Source organism: Yinghuangia sp. YIM S09857, from assembly GCF_051388915.1.
GTDB lineage: Bacteria > Actinomycetota > Actinomycetes > Streptomycetales > Streptomycetaceae > Yinghuangia.
This window is the reverse complement of sequence record NZ_JBPKBH010000011.1, coordinates 171,897-191,110: the sequence shown is the minus strand read 5'-3', so window position 1 is coordinate 191,110 and position 19,214 is coordinate 171,897. Positions and strand designations below refer to the sequence as shown.

20 protein-coding genes are annotated in these 19,214 nt (G+C 69.8%); 13 read left to right on the top strand and 7 right to left on the bottom strand.

Going from position 1 to position 19,214, the window contains the following annotated elements; genetic code table 11:
• Positions 1-42 precede the first annotated feature (42 nt).
• The gene (locus tag ACRX5S_RS23910) at positions 43-798 is read right to left on the bottom strand and encodes a hypothetical protein (protein WP_436775114.1); all 756 of its coding nucleotides are present in this window, start codon (positions 796-798) and stop codon (positions 43-45) included.
• Between the two features lie 12 nt (positions 799-810).
• On the opposite strand from ACRX5S_RS23910, the gene ACRX5S_RS23905 reads away from it, so the two are divergent.
• Positions 811-3,348, top strand: coding sequence for a hypothetical protein (locus tag ACRX5S_RS23905; RefSeq protein ID WP_436775113.1), 2,538 nt, complete (start codon positions 811-813; stop codon positions 3,346-3,348).
• A gap of 666 nt (positions 3,349-4,014) precedes the next feature.
• Here ACRX5S_RS23905 and ACRX5S_RS23900 read toward each other — a convergent pair.
• Together ACRX5S_RS23900 and ACRX5S_RS23895 are read right to left on the bottom strand one after the other, a co-directional pair.
• Positions 4,015-4,395, bottom strand: a complete 381-nt coding sequence (locus ACRX5S_RS23900; protein WP_436775112.1) for a fluoride efflux transporter FluC — start codon at positions 4,393-4,395, stop codon at positions 4,015-4,017.
• Positions 4,385-4,885, bottom strand: coding sequence for a fluoride efflux transporter FluC (locus ACRX5S_RS23895; protein WP_436775111.1), 501 nt, complete (start codon positions 4,883-4,885; stop codon positions 4,385-4,387). The genes ACRX5S_RS23900 and ACRX5S_RS23895 overlap by 11 nt, the downstream gene beginning before the upstream one ends.
• A gap of 178 nt (positions 4,886-5,063) precedes the next feature.
• Between ACRX5S_RS23895 and ACRX5S_RS23890 the strand changes: the two genes are divergently transcribed.
• From ACRX5S_RS23890 to ACRX5S_RS23845, 10 genes are all read left to right on the top strand, one after another.
• A complete protein-coding gene (locus ACRX5S_RS23890) occupies positions 5,064-6,038 on the top strand; it encodes an urea transporter (RefSeq protein WP_436775110.1) in 975 nt (324 codons plus the stop codon).
• A 44-nt stretch (positions 6,039-6,082) separates the two neighbouring features.
• Positions 6,083-6,388, top strand: coding sequence for an urease subunit gamma (locus ACRX5S_RS23885; protein WP_436775109.1), 306 nt, complete (start codon positions 6,083-6,085; stop codon positions 6,386-6,388).
• Between the two features lie 3 nt (positions 6,389-6,391).
• Positions 6,392-7,327, top strand: coding sequence for a sirohydrochlorin chelatase (locus tag ACRX5S_RS23880; RefSeq protein ID WP_436775108.1), 936 nt, complete (start codon positions 6,392-6,394; stop codon positions 7,325-7,327).
• A complete protein-coding gene (locus tag ACRX5S_RS23875; protein WP_436775107.1) occupies positions 7,324-7,794 on the top strand; it encodes an urease subunit beta in 471 nt (156 codons plus the stop codon). Before ACRX5S_RS23880 ends, ACRX5S_RS23875 begins: the two co-directional genes overlap by 4 nt.
• Positions 7,794-9,518 (top strand): urease subunit alpha, encoded by a 1,725-nt coding sequence (gene ureC, locus ACRX5S_RS23870; protein WP_436775106.1) that lies wholly within the window; start codon positions 7,794-7,796, stop codon positions 9,516-9,518. Before ACRX5S_RS23875 ends, ureC begins: the two co-directional genes overlap by 1 nt.
• A gap of 3 nt (positions 9,519-9,521) precedes the next feature.
• Complete coding sequence (locus ACRX5S_RS23865) at positions 9,522-10,265, top strand: urease accessory protein UreF (protein ID WP_436775105.1); 744 nt, start codon at positions 9,522-9,524, stop codon at positions 10,263-10,265.
• 99 nt (positions 10,266-10,364) lie between these two features.
• On the top strand, positions 10,365-10,985 hold the full coding sequence (ureG, locus tag ACRX5S_RS23860; protein WP_436775104.1) for an urease accessory protein UreG: 621 nt from the start codon (positions 10,365-10,367) through the stop codon (positions 10,983-10,985).
• 45 nt (positions 10,986-11,030) lie between these two features.
• The gene (locus ACRX5S_RS23855; protein WP_436775103.1) at positions 11,031-12,149 is read left to right on the top strand and encodes an urease accessory protein UreD; all 1,119 of its coding nucleotides are present in this window, start codon (positions 11,031-11,033) and stop codon (positions 12,147-12,149) included.
• A 169-nt stretch (positions 12,150-12,318) separates the two neighbouring features.
• Positions 12,319-13,665, top strand: a complete 1,347-nt coding sequence (locus tag ACRX5S_RS23850; RefSeq protein WP_436775102.1) for an ammonium transporter — start codon at positions 12,319-12,321, stop codon at positions 13,663-13,665.
• 132 nt (positions 13,666-13,797) lie between these two features.
• A complete protein-coding gene (locus ACRX5S_RS23845) occupies positions 13,798-14,316 on the top strand; it encodes a YybH family protein (RefSeq protein WP_436775101.1) in 519 nt (172 codons plus the stop codon).
• 85 nt (positions 14,317-14,401) lie between these two features.
• On the opposite strand, the gene ACRX5S_RS23840 is transcribed toward ACRX5S_RS23845, so the two are convergent.
• Positions 14,402-14,893, bottom strand: coding sequence for a DUF4265 domain-containing protein (locus ACRX5S_RS23840; protein ID WP_436775100.1), 492 nt, complete (start codon positions 14,891-14,893; stop codon positions 14,402-14,404).
• A gap of 263 nt (positions 14,894-15,156) precedes the next feature.
• On the opposite strand from ACRX5S_RS23840, the gene ACRX5S_RS23835 reads away from it, so the two are divergent.
• Entirely contained in the window at positions 15,157-15,531 is a 375-nt protein-coding gene (locus ACRX5S_RS23835; RefSeq protein WP_436775099.1) for an MmcQ/YjbR family DNA-binding protein, read from the top strand.
• A gap of 57 nt (positions 15,532-15,588) precedes the next feature.
• Here ACRX5S_RS23835 and ACRX5S_RS23830 read toward each other — a convergent pair whose 3' ends face one another.
• The 3 genes from ACRX5S_RS23830 to ACRX5S_RS23820 all read right to left on the bottom strand — a co-directional run bounded on the left by ACRX5S_RS23830 (position 15,589) and on the right by ACRX5S_RS23820 (position 17,656).
• Entirely contained in the window at positions 15,589-16,347 is a 759-nt protein-coding gene (locus tag ACRX5S_RS23830) for a hypothetical protein (RefSeq protein WP_436775098.1), read from the bottom strand.
• The gene (locus tag ACRX5S_RS23825) at positions 16,344-16,871 is read right to left on the bottom strand and encodes a sigma-70 family RNA polymerase sigma factor (RefSeq protein ID WP_436775097.1); all 528 of its coding nucleotides are present in this window, start codon (positions 16,869-16,871) and stop codon (positions 16,344-16,346) included. Before ACRX5S_RS23825 ends, ACRX5S_RS23830 begins: the two co-directional genes overlap by 4 nt.
• A 134-nt stretch (positions 16,872-17,005) precedes the next feature.
• Positions 17,006-17,656 (bottom strand): TetR/AcrR family transcriptional regulator, encoded by a 651-nt coding sequence (locus ACRX5S_RS23820; protein ID WP_436775096.1) that lies wholly within the window; start codon positions 17,654-17,656, stop codon positions 17,006-17,008.
• A gap of 128 nt (positions 17,657-17,784) precedes the next feature.
• Here ACRX5S_RS23820 and ACRX5S_RS23815 point away from each other — a divergent pair, with 128 nt between their 5' ends.
• Positions 17,785-18,984, top strand: coding sequence for a DUF1214 domain-containing protein (locus tag ACRX5S_RS23815; protein WP_436775095.1), 1,200 nt, complete (start codon positions 17,785-17,787; stop codon positions 18,982-18,984).
• Positions 18,985-19,214: the final 230 nt, after the last annotated feature.

Sequence of the window (19,214 nt, the reverse complement as noted above, 5' to 3'; positions counted from 1 at the left end):
GGCAGGGCACGGAGTGTCGAGCGCGGCCGTCGCCGCCGTGGCTCAGGCCCTGCGCCCCAGCCGGTCCATCATGAGCACGCCGTCGTTGCTCAGCAGGACTCCCGCGACCGCCTTGCCGTGGTAGACCGTGACGCGGCCCTCCTGGTAAGGCCACAGCGGGACGTCCTGGGCGACCTGCCGGGCCAGTTCGGTGTACGCGCTCTGCCGTGCGGCGGCGTCGCCGGTCCGGTGCCCGGCGTCCAGGGCGGCGTCGACGCCCAGGTTGCGGTAGCCGAGGAAGTTCGAGGGGCTGTCGCCGTACAGATAGCTGTAAACCGTCGGCTCCACGTCCGACACCAGCCAATTGAACATCGCCGCCTGGTAACTGCGCTGCACGCGCACGGTGTTCTGGTAGGAGACGATGCTCTGCGCCTCGACCGTCACGCTGATGTTCTTGAAGCCCCGCAACTGCGTGGCGATGTACTCGCCCGTCCTGTTGGCCTGGTTGTTCTGCGGCACCAGATAGGTGAACGCCAACGGCTTGCCCTCTGCCGCCAGTTCGTCCAGCAGGCGCTGCGCCTCGGCGCGGTCCCCTGACGGCAGGGCGAGCGCGTCGGCAGCGACGAGCGGGTGCCGGCCGGGAACAGGTAACTCCGAGGACCGTAGGGAGTGTTCCGGACGGCCCGTGGTGCCTCCGGCCCGGATCCCGAGGCGGGAGTCGTCCCTCGGCGAATCGGATATCCGCTTCAGGGCCCCTGAGTGCGGCGCGGGGTTCGGTGTGGGACAACCGGAATCCGACCACATCGACCGCGCAGTCACAGGGGGCAGGCCGTGGGTGACATCCCCGATCGTGTCGACCCGTCCGGCATCCCCACGTTCACCGGGTTCCTCGGGCAGCTTGAGCTCGACCACGCCGCGCTGATATCCGACGCCGCGGCGTTCCGCGAGATCGGCGAAAGCGTCCACAACCGTTTCCAAGGCCTCTCGTCGTGCTACAAGGCCCCCGAGTCGGAGCAGTTGCTCGCGACCACGACCACGGTGCAGGCGAGGTCCGACGAATTCGCCGGGCAGTTGGAGACCGTCGCCGGTGCGCTGTCCGAGTACCTTGAGGCGATCCGGCCGGTGGTGACGAGGCTCAACCAACTACGTTCGGACGCCGAGACGTTCGTGTGGTCACTCGACGAGGACTGGACGTACGACACGGACAAGGTGGCGCTGAACAACCAGCTCATCGCCGATGTCTCCACCACAGTGGGGCAGTTCTGGGAGGCCGAGCGCACCGCGGCCAACAAGATCCTCGCGCTGTTCAGTCGCCGGCAGTGGACCGCCGACGACGGCAGCGGCGGCGAGAACATGTACGGCGCCAACTCCGGGGACCTGGCGGCTGCCGCGGAGACCCCGTGGGGGAAAACGGTCACCGAGGACCACGAGTGGGACGAATTCGGCTACCACCTCAAGAGTTTTGTGTGGGACGGCGTCATCGTGGACGGCCTCTGGGGAACTCTCACCGGACTGGCCACTCTCGCCAACCCGTTCGACGCCGACTGCCTCACGGCCTGGGAAGGTGTTTTCAAACTGGCTACGGGCGTGATCGCCCTCTCCACCCCGGGCGCCTGGTCGCGACTGTCCCAGATGCCGCCCGGCCCCCTGAAGGACTGGTTCGACGAAAGTGCCGTCGTCGCAACCGAATTCGGCAAGTCCCTCATCGCCTGGGACGAGTGGGAGGAGAACCCGGCCAAGGCGTCGGGCATCGTCGCGTTCAACGTCGTCACCGCGATCGCCTCCCTCGGAGCGGGAACAGCCGTGGAAGGCATGGGCCTCACCGCGAAGGCCGTCAGCACGCTCGCGAGAATCGGCGAGATCATCGACCCGATGACGTACGTCGCCAAAGGGGTGGGCGCGAGCTTCAACGGGCTCAGGACCGTCGGCGAGCTCACCGGAAAACTGATCGACCCGGGCTCCTGGAAGGGCGTCGGAATCCCCGGCGACGAGGGGGTCCTGTTTCCGGATGGCACGATCCTCAGGCCGGACGGCACCCTGGAGTTCCCGGACGACACCGTGCAGCTGGGCGGCGATGCACCGGTCGAGATGTCCGGGGACGACCTGGCCGTCCTCGACGACACCGCCGCCGCCATGGACGGGACCGACCTGCCAGACGGAACACCCGCGAGGACCCCCGTCCCGGTGGCGTCCGTCGGGGGGCAGGCCCCCTTCGACGGGGCAGACAACCTGGGCGGCGGCCCGACACCGAAACCCTCCCTCCCCGGTTCGGTCGCCCCGGACTTGCCGGGCGGCGGCAAACCCCCGCCCCCGCCGGGTAGTCCGCCGTTCGGCCCAGGCACTGCACCGCGGCCGCCACTGGGTGGCAGCCACCTCGACGACGCGGCCGACGGCGCCGACAGCGCGGCCGACGACGCGGCCGGCAGCACGGATGACACGGCCGACTTCGACGACGATTGGCTGCTGGAGGACACCGCCCTCGACGACCTCCTGCGCGAGACCGACGTGGAAGACGGTCTCCCGGCCAGGGACGCACCGCCACCCGATTCCGGCTATCTGATCGCGGACGATGCGCATCTGCTCAAGGATCTCGACGCGGCCTTCCCTGGACCGGGCGACCGCCCCCCGCTCCCGCGCCCTGTGCGACCGGGTGCCGAGGTCGGTGCAACGGCGGACATTGAGCGGCTCCTCAACTGGAGGCAACTGTCCGACAAGCAGCTTCGCGGGGAGATCCAGCGCGCGTTGAATGGAACCTTCGGGGCGGACAACCTCCGTGTCCACGTAACGTATGCCCGGCACATTCCCGAGCAGGGCACGCTGACTTGGCAGGCCGAGATCCTCGGACCCGACGGCGTCAAAGTCGGCGAGACCGAACGGCGCTTCAGGAACAAGCAGGCACTGAGACTGGTCGACAACGACTATCGGCTCGTACCGGGGCCCGATGTCATCGTCGTGGAGCACCACTGGCAGCGCATCAGCGAAGGATTCCAGAAGCATGGATTCGGTACGGACTTGAGGATGCGCCTGGAGGACTGGTACAGGGAATCCGGAGTCGACCGAATCGAGTTGACGGCCTCCGACGCCAACGGCGGATATACGTGGGCGAAGGCCGGCTACAGTTTTAACGGCCGATCCCATGCGCACGCCGCATTCCTACAACTCAGGCAGGCGATCGGTGGGTACGGCGACATGGAAATCCCGCCCCCGAGTCAAGCCGAGATCGACGCCGCTCGGGAACTGCTGCGGCGTTCGGAGGAGTTGCCCTTCGGAAGTCCGGGGTACCCGCAACCGGCCGACATCGCCGCCATCGGGGAGTTCGGCAAGAACTTCCTCCTGAAATCGAGATGGCCCGGGGTGAAGTTCCTGTGACCAAAGACCCGAGGACTTGCAGCAGTCCGGCATCCCCACCCAACACTGGATGCGTCGCTCCTGACCTGCGGGACACCACGCGCACCCGGTGCCTGTCAGCCCTCGTGCCGCTCACCCGCCCGGTCGACGAATGTCGGCAACCACCCCCGCCGATGATCCAGGCAGATTCCCGGTAGTTGAGACAGACGAACGCGTAGACGCCCCCGCAGTCACCGAGTAGGAGTCGGCTCCTGCCCAGATCCGTTCCCGCTCCTCCTCCGACGCGGATGGCAGGGTGAATGGCGGCGGAGACCTCCGGAGGAAGTGCGGATCGTGCCCGAAGGGGCACCACGGCAATTGGAAGACGTCGCAGCCCGCTGGACGGGGCAGTTCGGGCACATTCGCCGGCCACAACACCGGATTACCCACCGTGCTGTCCCGCGGGCTGACCTCCGCCAGGCAGGGGTGCGGCCGCGTTACGGGTTTCGCGTACGGCAACACCTCCGGAAGCCACGTGCTGGGGTCGGCGGGGCTCGGCGGGGTCGTCCCGATCACTGACGCTCCCGAGGACGGGTGAGAGGGGGAGCACCGTATCCAGCCCAGTCGCACGCCGTGGCGCGGGAACGATCACTGCCGGAGTGGCGGACCGGGTCCGTTCCATTGAGAACTGTTCCTGTGCTCGGTTGCTCAGGTCCAGATGCCGCCGGCGATTGCGGCGCCTGCGAAGGACAGGGCGATTCCGAGGGTGACGCTTGTTGTGAGGTAGAGGGCGGAGAGGGGGAGCCGGCGGGTTGAGGCGAGGGTGAACTCTTCGTAGGAGAAGGTCGACCAGGTGGAGAGGGCGCCGCAGAAGCCGGTGGCCAGGAGGAGTTGTTCGTTGTCGGTGAGGCCGTCTCGGAGTGCCGCTTCGGAGAGGAAGCCGAGCAGGAGGCAGGCGGCGGCGTTGGCGGCGAGGGTTCCGAAGGGGAACGGGCTGTGCACGCGTGATTTGACGGCGACCCCGGTGAGGTAGCGGGTCGGTGCACCGAGCATGCCGCCGGCGAGGACGAGCAGCCAGTCAGCGAGCATCGGCGGACGCCTTCTGGTGGGTGGGGGTTCCGACCGCGGAGCGGGCCGCGAGCACGCCGATGGTGACGCCGGCCAGGGCCACGGCGATGGTGAGGAACAGGTAGCCGAACGCGGTGCCGTAGGCCTCGCCCCGGATCAGCACGCGGAAGTTGTCCGTGTAGTGGGAGAAGGTCGTGAACCCGCCGAGGAAGCCGGTGCCCAGGAGGGCGCCGGCCATGCGCTTCGCGCCGGGGAACCGGGCCGCCAGCACCGTCATCAGGGCGCCCATCGCCAGGCAGCCGACGCCGTTGACGATCAGGATCGGCCAGGGGAACTGGGTGCCCGAGGTGGGCCAGGCGCGTTCGATGGCGTAGCGGGCACACGCGCCGATTCCGCCGCCGACGGCCACGGCGGCGACCACCGGGATCTGGTGGCCGGGGGCGTGCTCGGAATGCGGGTGGCCGGGTGGGCGGACCGGTCGGTCCTTCGTGTCGAAGTAGGGGTTGGTCACCGGAGGCGCGCCTTTCGACGGGACGTTGGTGTCGGCTGATCGGGCGAAGATCGCCTGCCGCTACATGTCACATCGCGCGCACGGACCGTCGCATGGGCTAAAACGGGTGTATCAGTCATAAGGTGCAAAACACTCTAGTTTTCTTGTTCCGGCATTCATTGGAATGTCAGGGGAATTCGTGACACAAGGTGACGCGGTTGCCGCCACTCGGAGTAGCCCCCGTCCCTGGGAACGGGAGCCGCTCGCCTATGTGGTCGCCTCGCTGCGGGGTGTCGGCCAGGTCGACCTGCAACCGGCGCTGCTCACCGGCGCGTTCATCCTCGCCGGGCTGTGGGCGGCCGGATGGAAGGTCGGCCTCTTCGCCACGCTCGGCACGCTGGTCTCGACCGCCGCGGCGTACGCGCTCGACGTCGACCGCGGCAGCATCGCCCTGGGCCTCCAGGGCTTTTCCGGCTGCCTGACCGGCATCGCCCTGGTGGTCTTCCTGGGCAACCACGTCGCGACATACCTCCTCGCGGTGGTCGGCTGCATCCTCTGCACGGTTCTCACCGCGGCGCTCACCCACGTGACCCGGCCGTACGGCCTGACCGCGTTGACCGCGCCCTTCTGCCTGGTCTCCGGGGCGATGGTGCTCGGCGCGCCGTCGTTCGGCCGGATCTGGCACGGCGGTTCCCCGGTCGCCAGTGCGACGTCCGGCGACACCGGCGTCACGTGGTCCGACCTGTGGCACGCGTTCTTCACCAACGTCTCGCAGGTGTTCCTCGTCGGAGAGTGGTACGTCGGCCTGATCATGCTGGTCGGCCTCGCCTTCGCCGGAGCGCGTGTGGTCGTCGCGGCCGCGCTGGGCAGCATCGTCGGCATCGTCGTCGCCTGGGCGCTGGGGGCACCGACCGCGTTGATCGCCGAGGGCATCTACGGCTACAACGCCGTCCTGGTCGCCATCGCCGTGGGTGCGGTCTTCCTCGCGAACACGGCCTGGAACATCGGCTACGCGCTGTTCGGCGCCGGCGTGTCGACCGGTCTCACGGCGGCGGTCACCTCGCTGTTCGAGCCCTTCCACGGCCACACCTTCACCTGGCCGTTCATCCTCACCACCTGGACGCTGACGGCGGCCGTCCCCCTGCTGCCGCGTCTGCGTCCCGCCGACGGTTGAGCCCCGATCCCAGAACCGTTCTTCGTCCCGAGGAAGGACCGACCATGAACCTCGCACCCCGCGAGATCGACAAGCTGCTCGTCTACGTCGTCGCGGACCTCGCCCGCAAGCGCCAGGGCCGCGGTCTCAAGCTGAACTACAGCGAAGCGGTCGCCCTGATCACCGAGGCGATCCTGGAAGCGGCCCGGGACGGGAAGTCCGTCGCCGACTGCATGGAGCTCGGCCGGCACATCGTCGAGGGCGACGCCTGCATGGACGGCGTACGTACGATGCTCCCGCTGCTCCAGGTCGAGGCCTCCTTCGCGGACGGCACCAAACTCGTCTCCGTGCACGACCCCATCGGCGGCTGACCGGTGGCCGATCGCACCGATGTCGTCCTGGTGCGCGGCCGCGAGGCGGGCACCGGCGCGGACCTGCGCGCGCTCGCCGGACGGGACGCGACCGTGGTCACCGCGGGCCGGGAACTGCACCGTACGCTCGCCTCCCGCCCCGCGGGCCGGGACGTCGTCGTGGTTCCGATGACCCTGGGCCGCGAACCGGGCCTGGTGGCGGAGGCCGCCCGGACCGTCCGGGCGCTGCGGCCGGAACCGCGGGGCGGCGTCGCGGTGGCCGAGCCGTTCGGTACCTCGGACCACCTGGTCGGCTGGCTCCGGGCCGCGGCCGCCGGCATCGACCCGGACACCGCGCTGCTGGTCGCCGCGCCCACCGGCGACCCGTACGAGGACGCCGAGTTGTACCGGGTGTCCCACCTGGTCCGCCGCAACGGGCGGCACCGAATGGTGGAGACGGCCCTGATCGGCGGCGAGCCGGACGTCGCCGAGGCGTTGCGCAGGTGCGTCCTGCTGGGCGCGCGCCGTATCGCCGTGCTCCGGGGGTCGTTCGCCGCCGCCGTCCTGCCGTCCGCGGTGGACGGCGTGCCGGTGTCCGACGCGGGTCCGCTGCTCCGTCCGGCCGCGGCGGCCGCGGTGCTCGCCGCCCGGGTCGCGTCCGCGAGCCACCGGCTCCGCGAGCACGGCGACGACGGTGTCCGCCGCGCGCTGGGCGCGGCCGACGGGTTCGGCCTCGGCCACACCCACGGGCCCGGCGAGGACCACCACCACGGCCACGGCCACGGCCACGGCGACGGCCACGACCACGGCCACAACCACGACCACGGCCACGACCACGACCACGGCGATGAGCACAGCCACCACCACAGTCCGGGCGCGGGCACGACGTACACCCGCTCCACACTCTCGTCCCCAACTGCCCGCCCGGTGACGGCGGCAGGCACAAGGAGTCACCTGTGACATCGACTATCGGCACCTACCTGTACGGCGATGATCCGGTCGAGATCAACGCCGGCCGCCGGACCGTCAAGGTCAATGTGGTCAACACCGGCGACCGCGCCGTCCAGGTCGGCTCGCACTACCACTTCTTCGAGGTCAACTCGGCACTGCGGTTCGACCGCGACAAGACCCTCGGCATGCACCTGAACATCCCCGCGGGGACTTCGGTCCGCGTCGAGCCGGGCGGCAGCCGCGAGGTCGAGCTGTGCGAGTACGGCGGCACCGGCCGTCTCATGGGGTTCAGCGGCCTGCTCAACGGCAGCATCGTCTCCCGCCCGGCGCGCATCGCCGCGTTCCACAAGGCCTTGGAGGAAGGCTTCGAGGGCGCCGACGGCAGCGACGGCAGCACCGGCGGCGACGACGGCGGCGGCGACTCGGGTACGGGAGCGGGCGGCAAGGGCCGGAAGAGCAAGAAGGGCGCGAACTGATGCCGATCCTCTCCCGCAAGCAGTACACCGACATGTTCGGGCCCACCGTCGGCGACCGGTTCCACCTCGCCGACACGAACCTGATCGTGGAGGTGGAGAAGGACTACAGCGAGGGCCTGTACGGCGACGAGATCCTGTACGGCGGCGGCAAGACCATGCGCGACGGCATGGGTTCCGACCCGCAGGCCTCCGCCGCCCAGGGCGCGCTGGACACCGTGATCACCAACGTGGTGGTGATCGACCCGGTCCTCGGCGTCGTCAAGTGCGACATCGGGATCAAGGACGGCATGATCGCGGGGATCGGGAAGTCCGGTAATCCGCAGACGCAGAACAACGTGCACCCCAAGCTCGTGGTCGGCGCGGGCACCGAGGCGATCTCCGGCGAGCACCTGATCGCCACCGCCGGGGCCATCGACACCCACGTCCACCTCATCTCGCCGCAGCAGGCCGAGCAGGCGCTGACCAACGGCATCACCACCCTGATCGGCGGCGGCACCGGCCCGACCGACGGCAGCAACGGCACGACGTGCACGCCCGGCCCGTACAACATCGCCCGCTTTCTGGAGGCGGCCGAGGCGCTGCCGGTCAACATCGGCATCATGGGCAAGGGCAACAGCAGCCGGCCGATGGCGCTGGACGAGCAGATCGAGGCCGGCGCCTGCGCGCTCAAGGTGCACGAGGACTGGGGTGCCACCCCGGCGGTCATCGACTGCGCGCTCGGCGTGGCGGACCGGCACGACGTGCAGGTGGCCATCCACACCGACAGCCTCAACGAGTCCGGGTACTTCGAGAGCACCCGTGCCGCGTTCGACGGCCGTACCATCCACACCTTCCACTCCGAAGGCGCGGGCGGCGGTCACGCTCCCGACATCCTGCGGGTGACCGGCGAGCCGAACGTCCTGCCGTCGTCGACCAATCCGACCCTGCCGTACACCAAGAACTCGGTGGACGAGCTGCTCGACATGGTGATGGTCTGCCACCACCTGAACCACGACATCCCGGAGGACGTGTCCTTCGCGGACAGCCGGGTACGCGCGGAGACCATCGCCGCCGAGTCCGTGATGCACGACCTCGGGGTCATCAGCATCGTGTCGTCCGACTCGCAGGCCATGGGCCGCGTCGGCGAATCAGTCACCCGCTGCTTCCAGATCGCGCACCACTGCAAGGACAAGCGCGGCCCCCTGGACGGCGACACCGCCCGCAACGACAACCAGCGGGTGCTGCGCTACCTCGCGAAGGTGACCATCAACCCGGCCATCGCGACCGGCATTTCCGAGTACGTGGGCTCGCTGGAGGAAGGCAAGCTCGCCGACATCGTGCTCTGGCCGATCCACTCGTTCGCCGCCAAGCCCAAGATGATCATCAAGGGCGGCATCGTCTCCTGGGCCCAGATGGGCGACCCCAACGCCTCGCTCCCGACCCCGCAGCCGGTCATCTACCGGCCGATGTTCGGCCAGTTCGGCCGGGCGCAGCAGTCCACCCACCTCACGTTCCTGTCGCAGGCCGCGGTCGCCGCGGGCGTCCCGGAGAAGCTGGAACTCAAGCGCAGGATCGCGCCGGTGCGGGGCACCCGCGTCATCGGCAAGCACAACATGGTCCGCAACAACGCCCTCCCCAAGGTCGAGGTCGACCCGGAGACCTTCAAGGTCACCCTGGACGGCGAGGTCGCGACCATCGACCCCGCCGAGACGCTGCCGCTCAACCAGCTCTACTTCCTGGTGTAGCGGATGCCCGTCAGTTCGGACCGCACGGTCGGCGCGAACCGGTCCCCCGAACCGCAACTCGGGGGACTGTCCGCCCTGTTGGTCAGCCTCCAGCTCGCGGACTCGGCCTTCCCGAGCGGCTTCTACACGCTCTCGCACAGCCTGGAGGGGTACGCCCAGGCCCGCGCCGTCACCCCCGAGTCGCTGCCCGCGCTCCTCGTCGACCTGCTGCGGTACGGCGTCGGCCCGGGCGATGCCACGGCCCTCGCGCTGGCGCACCGGGCCGCGTCCGCGGGCGACCTGGACGCCGTCGTCCGGATCGACCGACGGCTCCACGCGGGCAAGCTGAGCCGCGAGATGCGGCAGGCCGCCACGCGCACCGGGCGGCAACTCCTCGACCTGTCCGCCGAAGTGTTCGGTCATTCGGTCATCGAGGGCTACCTGCGCCGAGTGACGGACCGTCAGGCCCCTGGCACCCAGGCCGTCGCGGCCGGGGTCGTGCAGGCGGCCGCCGGGGTGCCGGTCGCGCAGGCCGTCGCGGCAGACCTGTTCGCGTTCAGCACGAGCTTCGCCGGGGCCGCGCTGCGGCTGCGGCTCACCGACCACCGGAAGGCGCAGGTGCTGTTGCGTACCGCCGCCCCGGTCATCGAGGAGACGGTCCGCGGCGCGCTGGCCCGCGACCTCGCCGACCTGGGATCGACCGCTTTCGCGTCCGACATCATGTCCGGCCGCCACGAGCGCGCCGAGGCCCGCTTGTTCGCCAGTTGATCGGCCTGTTCACCGGTTGAGCGACTTGTTCGCCGGTTGAGCGGCCGTCGGACGCCGAGTGCTTGTGACTCGGGAACCCCCCCACGACAAAGGAGCACTGTGGACGACAACGTACTGCGCATCGGGATCGGCGGGCCCGTCGGCTCCGGCAAGACCGCGCTGATCGAGGCGCTGGTGCCGGTGCTCATCGGCCAGGGCCACCGCCCGGCCGTCATCACCAACGACATCTACACGCAGGAGGACGCGCAGCACGTCCGCCGCACTCTGGCCGGGATCCTCGACCCCGAACTCGTGGTCGGCGTCGAGACCGGCGCGTGCCCGCACACCGCCGTACGCGACGACCCGACGATGAACCTGGCCGCCGGCGCGGAACTGCTGGAGCGCTTTCCCGACGTCGACACGCTGCTGTACGAGTCCGGCGGGGACAACCTGACGCTGACGTTCAGCCCCGCCCTGGTCGACGTCTTCGTGTTCGTCCTGGACACCGCGGAAGGCGAGAAGATGCCGCGCAAGCGCGGGCCCGGCATCACCGAATCCGACCTGCTGGTGATCAACAAGATCGACATCGCGCGGTACGTGCGGACGGACATCACCGTGATGGAGTCCGACGCGCTCAAGGTCCGCGACCGGCGGCCGGTGCTGCTGACCGATTCGCTGACCGGGGTCGGCATCGACGACTTGGCGGCGTTTTTCGAGTCGCGGCGCAAGGCGCTGATCTGACATGGCCATGCGGCTGATCCGGCCTGAGCAAGGTGCTGATCCGACGTGACGACCGCGCTGCCGCGGCCGACGGCCGATCGGCTCGCCGAGGACAGGACCGAGGTCGAGGCCAAGGACAGGGCCAAGGACAGGGCCAAGGACGGGGCCGAGGGCGAGGCCGAGGGCGAGGCCCGGCCGGCTTCCGAGCGTGCTCCCGTCCGCAAGGCCGCCGACCAGCCGGCGCGACCGGTACGCGACCGGCTCACCGAGGCGCACTGGGCCGCCGAACGCCTCCCCGCCGAGGTGGCCGACCTGGCCGCGCGCCCCGACACGCTCGCCCCCGGTTCGCCGGCCAAGGTCGGCATCCTCGACCTCGCCTTCGAAGTGCGCGGCGGACGCACCGAGTTGGTCGAGCGCTACCAGAAGACCCCGCTCCAGCTCATCCGCCCGCTGTGGATCGACCCCGCGCGGCCCGACACCGCGTACGTCTACATGATGGCCACCGGCGGGGGTGTCACACAGGCCGACCGCTACCGCGTCGACGTCCGCTGCGGGCCCGGTGCGCACGTCCACCTCACCACCCAGGCCGCCACCAAGGTGCACGGGATGGAGCAGGACTACGCCAGCCAGTTGGTCGGGCTCACCACGGAACCCGGCGCCTACCTGGAGTACCTGCCGGACCCGCTGATCCTCTTCCGCGACTCGCGGTTCTACCAGCGCACGACCGTCACCGCCGCGGCCGGGTCCACCGTCGTCCTCGGGGAGACGATCACGGCAGGTCGCCTGGCCCGCGGCGAGCGCCACGACTACCGGGTGCTGGCCACCGATCTGGAGATCCGCCGCCCGGACGGCACCCTGCTCGCCGTCGACACGCTGCGCCTCGTCCCCGAGGGCGACCGGGGCGCCGTCACCGGTCCGGCGGTCTTCGGCGGATACGACCACCTCGGCACGCTGTTCGTGGTCAGCGACCTGCGTCCCGCGGCGGAGATCGCCGACACCCTGCACGAGGCCCTGGCCGGGCGGGACCTCCACTACGGCGTGTCCACGCTGCCGGAGGACTCCGGGGCGTGGCTGCGCGTGTTGGAGGACAGCCCGATCCGTACCGCCGAGGCGTTCTCGGACGCCTGGCGCGCGGTCCGTCTGCTGCTCACCGGCAGCCCCGCACCCGACCTGCGCAAGACCTGACCAGTCCTGTGCCCGATCTGCGCAAGACCCGACCTGGTCCTGTGCCCGATCTGCGCAAGATCCGACGCAGTCCTGTGCCTGACCTGCGCAAGACCCGACCTGGTCCTGTGCCCGACCTGTGCAAGACCCGACGCAGTCCCGCCTACGAGGAAGTGCCGAGAAGGTGCCCATGATCTCCGCGCCCCCGCCGATGCCCCCTGCCTACAACGCGGGCGACACGGCCTGGCTGCTGGCCTCCACCGCCATGGTCCTGCTGATGACGCCGGGACTGGCCTTTTTCTACGGCGGCATGGTCCGCGTCAAGCACGTCCTGATGATGCTCAAGATGAGCTTTGCAGCGCTCGCCTTCGGGACGCTGGTCTGGTGGATGCTGGGCTACACCCTGGCGTTCGGCCCGGACGTCGGAGGAGCCGGGCTGATCGGCAACGTCGACCACGCCTTCTTCCGCGGCATCCAGATCAACACGCTGAGTGGCGCAATCCCGACGTACATCTTCGCCACCTTCCAGATGGGGTTCGCGGTCGTCACCGTCGCCCTCATCAGCGGCTCCATCGCCGACCGTGCCCGGATGCGCGGATGGCTGGTGTTCGTCCCGCTGTGGCTGCTCGTCGTGTACGCGCCCTCGGCGCACTGGGTCTTCGACGACAGCGGTTGGATCCACGACCGGCTCGGCGCTCTCGACTTCGCCGGCGGGCTGCCGGTCGAGTTGAGTTCCGGTGCCGCGGGCCTGGCCGTGGCCCTCGCCCTCCGCGGTCCTCGCGACTGGGCGCGCCGCGAGGAGCGTCCGAACAACATTCCGCTGATCGTCATCGGTGTCGGGCTGCTCTGGTTCGGCTGGTTCGGCTTCAATTCGGGCTCGGCGCTCAATGACCAGGGGACTGCCGCGGCGGCCTTCCTCAACACCCAGCTGGGCGCCGCGGGCGCGATGGTCACCTGGCCGCTGGTCGAGCAGTGGCGCACCGGCCGGGTGACCACCACCGGCGTGGTGTCCGCCGCGGTCGCCGGCATGGTCTCCATCACTCCCGCCTGCGGTGAGATCAACCCGCTCGGCGCGGTCGTCACGGGCCTGGTCGCCGGTCTGGTGTGCGCGTACGCCGTCACGCTCAAGTACCGCTTCGGCGTGGACGACACGCTCGACGTGGTCGGCGTCCACGGCGTCGGCGGCGCCACCGGGCTCCTGATGGTCGGCCTGTTCGCGACCGCCCGGATCAGTGGTCAGAAGGGTCTCTTCTACGGCGGCGGCTGGGAACTGCTCGGCAAGCAGGTCGTCGCGATCCTCGCCATGGCGGCCTTCTCGTTCGTGCTCACCTGGCTGCTCGCCAAGGCCGTCGACGCGGTCGTCGGGTTCCGGGACACCGCACCGTACACCGCCGTTCCCGGCGTGGAGGCGGAGAAGGCGTACGACACCCTCACGGCCGACCGCCTCGGTGCGCTCGTCCACGACAAGACGGTCCGCAGCGACACCGAACTCAACGACCGCATCGCGGAGTTGATCCGGGCGCACCGACAGGGCTGACCGCGGCGCGCGGTCTCACCAGACATTTGGAGGCGCTGCGTCGTCGTAAGGGAAGCGTCGTCCGGGAGGGACGGGGGCCGCGAGTCGGCTCGCCGTCGGCGCTTTGGAATCCACAAGAGGGAGCACGAACCGATGACGACCACCGCCAATCTGCAAACCATCTCCGATCGCATCGAAATCGAGGCGCTACGTGGGGAGTTCACCGACGCGGCGATGATGGACGACCACGACCGCTTTGAATCGCTGTTCACGGACGACGCCGTCATACGCATTCCCGAAGCCGCCATCGAGCAGGTGGGCCGGCGGGCGATCCGCGCCGGGACGGAGCAACTGGCAAGCGAGTGGAGGTACTTCGTACAGACAACGCACCCGGGGGTTGTCCACATCGAAGGTGACACGGCTTGGGGCCGTGCGTACATCCAAGAGCTGGGCGTGCTGCACAACGGCCGTTCGGTCGCCAACTTCGCGCTCTTCCACGACCGTTACCGCCGCACGCCGGACGGCTGGAAGTTCACCGAGCGCGTCTACGAGGTCAGGTACCTCGACACCACGCCGTTGCCGGGTTCGCCGCCGCCTTACCCGGCCTGGGACGCCGGGGATTCGGCGCCCGACGTCGACCCGGACACTCCGGCGGCGGAAGGCGCGGCCTGACCGCCGCGACGCGGCCGGATCATGAAGTTCCGGGCCCGGGCCCGCCGTTCTGTGGCCACCACCAGGCAGACAAAGAACGGCGGGCCTACGGGCGGGCAGCGGACTCGAAAACGCTCCATTCGAGGGCAGTGAAGGCCTGGAGCACCTTCGTCAGTTCCTCATGCTCGGGGGAGTCCTCCGGGCAACTGATCGCTACGTAGTGTTGGCTCTGGACCTCGTACGGTAGGCCCAACCGCGCCACTTGTTCGAGGAGTTCGTCGTGTCGTTCCTGGGTCTCCCACGGCTCGGCGTCCGCGCGGAAAGCGACCCGAAAGGCGGCGTTGCCCGAGCGTTCGAGTACCGTGCCGATGACCCACTCGAAGCCGTCGGGCACCGACGCTGCGGATACCCGGTCACCCAGGGCAAGTCCGTACGCGACGAACGGGATCGAACAGACGACGAACTCGCCGGTGCCCACCCGCCTGGCCCACATCTGCTCCCATTTCCCCGGCATGCCCGAGCTGCCGAGGTCGCACATGACGAGCCAATCCGCACCGTCCTGCCATGTCCTGTCCGCATGACCGCAGATGTCATCCACGCTCGTCAACGTTTACGCCCCTCGCTCGCACTGTCGCCGCAGTTCGGCCCCACCCGAGCCAGCCATGCTAGGACGATGCCGCAGCCCACCGACGCCAAGTATCCGCACAGCGCAGCCGCCGCCAATCGGCCCTGCGTGCCCGACTTCGTCCTTCCGATGCGGGGAGGATGGGCACGGACAGGACCGAGTAGGGCGATGCGGGTCCTCGGCCGCGCGTGCGGTTCGTCGGTCCGTCTCGCTCGTACGATCGAGAGGTTCCGAGCATGGCGGAGATTGAGGACGTGCGAGCGCTGGGTACCGAGTTGGAGCGCTCGTATCCGGTCTACGTACGCGGCAGGTTGAAGTTCCGCGTCGGGCAGATCGTCTACGTGGCGTTCTCCCTGGACGAGACCGAGATGGGCTTCGCCTTCCCCAAGGAGGAACGCGCGGATCTCGTCGCGAGCGATCCACTCAAGTTCCAGATGCCCTCGGAATCGGACATGCGGTTCAACTGGGTGCACGCCAAGCTGTCCGCACTGGGGCCGAGAGAGGCCCGCGAGTTGGTCGTCGAGGCGTGGCGCATGGTCGTCCCCAAGAAAGTCTCGCGTGCGTACGACATCGCCCACCCCGACGGCCCAGGCGATGCCGCGGGCGACTGACGACCATGGACGCCGCGAGAGGAGTAGCAGTGGACCACGGCACTCGCGACGAGCTCGTCAGCCGCCTGATTGCCTGGCGGAGGTGTCCATGAACGATTGGTCTCCCGCGTACTGGACCTCGACGGCCAATTCCCGCGAGGTGAACCCGTTCCCTGGGTTCTCCAGGTAGGCGCGCGCGGTGTCGACGGCATCTACGCCTACGCGGAGCACCGTGCAGTCCACTTCGACCCCTGTGGTGAAGACCGTGAACGGTAGATGACGGCCCCTCAGCTCCGCGGACATCGACGCGAAGATCGAGTGGCAGGTGGGCCGGGCGTACTTGCCCGGCGCGAAGTTGACCGCGGGGCCGTCGGAGTGGGGGACGGCCTCCCGGAGCTCGGTGAGGAAGGCGTCCGAGCGCGTGAGGTTGCTGAGGTAGATCGTGATCGAGCATCGGCAGGGGTCGGTTCTGACGTTGGTGTAGACGTCCGCATAGGACGCTGTTCCGACGCGTTCGGCTGCCTGTGCCAACTCGTGCAGCGTGGGTGCCTCTTGTGGGTGAGTCGGCGCTACCGAGGCTCCGGCGCTGCCCCGGGCCGCGTCTGTGGTCTTGTCGGTGCCGAGCACCGCAACGGCGACGAGTACGCTCCCGGCGGCTGCGGCGAGCGCAGCGCCGACACTCAGCCGCGCCCGGCGCCTGCGTCGGCGTAGCGCGGGAACCACGACGCTTTCCTCGATCCGCGGGTCCAGCGCGGTGGCGAGCGCTGCCTGCCGGGTCAGCCCGGCCACAAGCTCCTGCTCGTTCATTTCGCGTGCGTGCTGGTCCTGCTCGGTCATGATCCCTCCCTCGTGGCGACCGGTTCCTGCGGAGTGTCGGTGTGCACCAGGCGTGCGAGTGTGCGGCGGCCGGCGTGGAGTTGGGCCTTCACGGTGCCCGCCTCACACCCCAGCTCAGCGGCGACGTCCCGCACTGACATGTCCGCGTAGTAGTGCAGGACGATGCAGGCCCGCTGCCGGGGCGGAAGCAGGGTCAGCGCCTCCCCGAGGGAGAACCGCAGGCAGACCGCTTCCGAGGCGTCGCCGGACACCGTCTGCTCCGAGACGCGCGGCAGCAGGCGCTTCCAACGCGCCGCCCGCCGGGATTCGTCGACGACCAGGTTCAGCAGGATGCGTCGCAGGTACAGTTCGAGTTCGTGCGGATCGGCGGGGAGTCGCCGAAGTCGGCCCAATGCCCGGGCCACGGTCTCCTGTACGAGGTCGTCGGCCGCGTCGTCGTCGCCGCACAGCAGGAAGGCGTAGCGCTTGAGGGCGTGGCCCCGAGCCGCGATCACGGCGCTGACCGCCCGCCGCGCGTCCCCCATGGTCCTCCGCTCGCTCGCCGTCCGGTGTTGGCTTCCGCGTGCTTTCAACAGGTTGAACGAACAACCCTCGACCGGGGTTTGCTCTGTGGCGGCACAAGGTGGCGAACACCCGCGACAGGTGTCCTCGGGGGTGGCTACTCCGCGGCGTCCGAGGCAGGGGCGGGGGCGGTCAGGGCGGCGGCGCCCATGGTTACGAGGTTGGTCACCAGTTCGTCGGTGGTGAACCCGAGGGGGGTGGGGGTGTCGGCGCCGCGGCCGCGGGCCCAGTCGGCGAGGGCGGCGGTGTTCATCGCGGACCAGGACAGCACCCTGAAGTCGCGGATGCGCTGGGGGATGTGCGCGAGGCGGTCGTTGAGGGCGGCGAAGAGCCAGTGGAGTTCGGGGGGTGAGTCCTCGGGGATGAGGTCGGCCGCTGAGAGGCCGCGGTCGTGGCGCATCTGGTCGACGATGCGGATGCGGTTCCGGCCGGACGGGGTGGCCAGTTGCGCCGCAAGCGGGGCGACGAGGGCGGTGAGGATGGCCGGAATGCCCGGGGGTTCGGGGTCGGCCCGGAGGCGTTCGACCATGGCGGCGCGCAGGGGGTCGACCTGGGCGCGGTGGCGTTCCATGACGGCGTCGAGGAGGCGTTCGCGGGATCCGAAGTGGTAGTGGAGCGCCGATTTGTTGGCCTGTCCGGCGAGGCGGTGGATGTCGCGGAGGTTCGACTGTCCGATGCCCTGCTCCGCGAACACCTGTTCGGCGGCGTCGATGAGCAGGTTGCGGGTGGCGGTGGCGTCGCGGGGCATCGGCCCAGCGTAGCGGCGGTACGGCGGTCCGCTGCCGTGGCGCCCCTTGACTCGGTATGCGCCCCGTGCCTTACTAAGGCCACGCCTTGTTAAGGCGATGCCTCAGAACGATCGGGAGGACAGGACGCATGACCGACACCCTCGAAGGTGCCGCGCAGGACGCGGCTCCGTGCTTCCGCGCGTGGGAGGAGTTCTGCGCGGAACTCGCCGAGTTGGGGCGCGTCGTCCGCGACGGGGAACACCCGGATCCGGCGGAGGGGCTGCGGCACCTCGGCCGGGTGGCGGTCCATGCGTTCCAGGCCGCCGTCGAGCACGGGGACCCGGAGTTCCCGACGTTCCACCGGTACGACGACGACGTGGTCAAGTGGGGCGGGCCGAACGTCGACAACGTCTACCTGCGCGCCCGGGTCGACGCCGCCCACGGCTACCGCGTCACCGGGAACCTGGTCGGGGTGCGCAACGTGATCGTCTCGACGGTCGAAGGCGACATGCAGCTTCAGCAGTACGGGGTGTTCGCGGAGTGCGACATTGAGGGCTTGGAGGTCGCCGAAGACGGGTCGTTCGAACTGGTCGTCTCTGCCGCGCGCCCCGGCTGGTGCACCGGGCCGTGGATGCAACTGGACGCGGCCGCCCGGTACTTGTCGATCCGCATCTACGTGTGCGACCTGGACGCCGACCGTACGGGCGAGTTCGCGATCGAACGCATCGGCTCGGCCGGACTGGCCCCGCCCCCGCTGACCCCGGCCCGGCTCACCCGACAGCTCACCGAGGCGATCGCCTGGCAGCGGGCCACGATGGAGTACTGGGGTCCGTTCATGAGGAGCGCGCACGAACGCGCGGGCGGCGCCAACCGGATCTCGCCGCCAATGTCGGTCCCCGGCGGCGCCGACAGCATCCGCTACGGCAGCGGCGTCTGGGATCTCGGGCCGGACGAGGCGCTGCTCATCGAGACCGCCGTCCCCGACGCGGACTACTGGAGCGTCATGCTCTACAGCAGCCCGTGGTTCGAGTCGCTCGACATCCACAACCGGCAGAACGCGCTCAACGGCCAGGAGGCGCACGTCGACGACGACGGCGTGTGCCGGATCATCGTCGCGCACGTCGACCCCGGCCTGCCGAACTGGCTCGACACCGAAGGCCGCGGCACCGGGAACGTGTCGTGGCGCTGGATCTGGGCCCGGACCGCGCCCACACCTGTGGCCCGCGTCGTCCCGCTCGCCGAACTGGACGCCTCGGTCCCGGCCGCCGCGCGCCGCGTCTCGCGGGCCGAACGCGCCGCCGCCCTAGCGCGGCGCCGTGCGCACTTCGCGCGCCGGTTCCGTCGCTGATCACGCACCCTCATCTCCTCTCCTTGGCCTGCCCACCAGGGCTGATTGCGCGCCGCCCCCCGACTTCGCTGTGAGGACCCGATCATGCTCGCTGCCAGAATCCCCCACCGGGCACGAGCCGCCGCCGCGGTCTCGACCGCAGCAGGGCTGCTCGCCGTCGCGGCCTGCGGAGGCGGGAACAGCGGTGGCAGCGGAGGTGGTTCGTCCCACACCGGTCCGCCCGCCGGGAC

Excerpts from the sequence above, each read along its gene's own strand:
- ACRX5S_RS23900 (WP_436775112.1), bottom strand. The coding sequence starts at position 4,395 with ATGCTCGCTGACTGGCTGCTCGTCCTCGCCGGCGGCATGCTCGGTGCA.
- ACRX5S_RS23815 (WP_436775095.1), top strand. The coding sequence starts at position 17,785 with ATGACCGACACCCTCGAAGGTGCCGCGCAGGACGCGGCTCCGTGCTTC.
- ACRX5S_RS23865 (WP_436775105.1), top strand. The coding sequence starts at position 9,522 with ATGCCCGTCAGTTCGGACCGCACGGTCGGCGCGAACCGGTCCCCCGAA.
- ACRX5S_RS23820 (WP_436775096.1), bottom strand. The coding sequence starts at position 17,656 with ATGCCCCGCGACGCCACCGCCACCCGCAACCTGCTCATCGACGCCGCC.
- ACRX5S_RS23825 (WP_436775097.1), bottom strand. The coding sequence starts at position 16,871 with ATGGGGGACGCGCGGCGGGCGGTCAGCGCCGTGATCGCGGCTCGGGGC.
- ACRX5S_RS23835 (WP_436775099.1), top strand. The coding sequence starts at position 15,157 with ATGGCGGAGATTGAGGACGTGCGAGCGCTGGGTACCGAGTTGGAGCGC.
- ACRX5S_RS23830 (WP_436775098.1), bottom strand. The coding sequence starts at position 16,347 with ATGACCGAGCAGGACCAGCACGCACGCGAAATGAACGAGCAGGAGCTT.
- ACRX5S_RS23885 (WP_436775109.1), top strand. The coding sequence starts at position 6,083 with ATGAACCTCGCACCCCGCGAGATCGACAAGCTGCTCGTCTACGTCGTC.
- ACRX5S_RS23850 (WP_436775102.1), top strand. The coding sequence starts at position 12,319 with ATGATCTCCGCGCCCCCGCCGATGCCCCCTGCCTACAACGCGGGCGAC.
- ACRX5S_RS23845 (WP_436775101.1), top strand. The coding sequence starts at position 13,798 with ATGACGACCACCGCCAATCTGCAAACCATCTCCGATCGCATCGAAATC.
- ureC (WP_436775106.1), top strand. The coding sequence starts at position 7,794 with ATGCCGATCCTCTCCCGCAAGCAGTACACCGACATGTTCGGGCCCACC.